The following is a 566-nucleotide window of genomic DNA, read 5'->3' as shown; positions in this document are numbered from 1 at the left end:
GAGCCGCGACCGTCACGGGGTCCCCCGCCGTCACGGAGATCGCATCGACCCGGCTCGTCACCGAGATCGTCTCACCAACCTCCATCATGAAAGAGGCCGTGACCGTATGCGCCGGCGAATCGCTATCGGTGACCGTGACCGCGTACGTAGTCAGAGGCGCTACCGCGACGGCGGACCCCGTCAGCATGCCAGTCGCCTCGTCCAGCGCCAGCCCTGCCGGCAATGCGGGGGAAACGGAATAATGAAGCGCTCCCACGCCGCCCGCGGCGGTCACCGGCTGATAGCTGAGCTCGCGGCCGACGACGGCGTCCGTCGTCCCCGAGGGAGTGGCGACCGCTGTCAGCAAGCCCCTGATCTCCAGCGTGAAATTGGCGCTGACCTCATGCGAGGGCGAGGCCCCGTCAGTGACCGTCACGGTGTACTCGGTCCGGGGCGATGCCATCGCGGCGCATCCCGTGATGGCGCCGGTCGACGCATCCATTGTCAATCCGGCCGGCAGCGCCGGGGCGACCGCATACCCGAGCGTACCGATTCCCCCCACGGCCGACACCGGCGTGTCATTGAGC

The 566-nt window shown here is 68.6% G+C and carries 1 protein-coding gene and 1 pseudogene; both read right to left on the bottom strand.

Annotated elements, in window-relative coordinates; all coding sequences use genetic code 11:
- Positions 1–415, bottom strand: a 415-nt coding sequence (locus DNK89_RS23835; protein WP_238990928.1) for a putative Ig domain-containing protein, incomplete at its 3' end; no start/stop codon positions are given.
- Positions 416–418: 3 nt separating this feature from the next.
- A pseudogene (locus DNK89_RS25080) lies at positions 419–481 on the bottom strand (hypothetical protein); the annotation flags it as partial.
- Positions 482–566: the final 85 nt, after the last annotated feature.

It is taken from the genome of Acidovorax sp. ST3 (genome assembly GCF_003231145.1).
Lineage (GTDB): Bacteria > Pseudomonadota > Gammaproteobacteria > Burkholderiales > Burkholderiaceae_C > Acidovorax.
The sequence above is the reverse complement of the archived record's forward strand: the minus strand, read 5'-3'. Positions and strand labels throughout refer to the sequence as shown.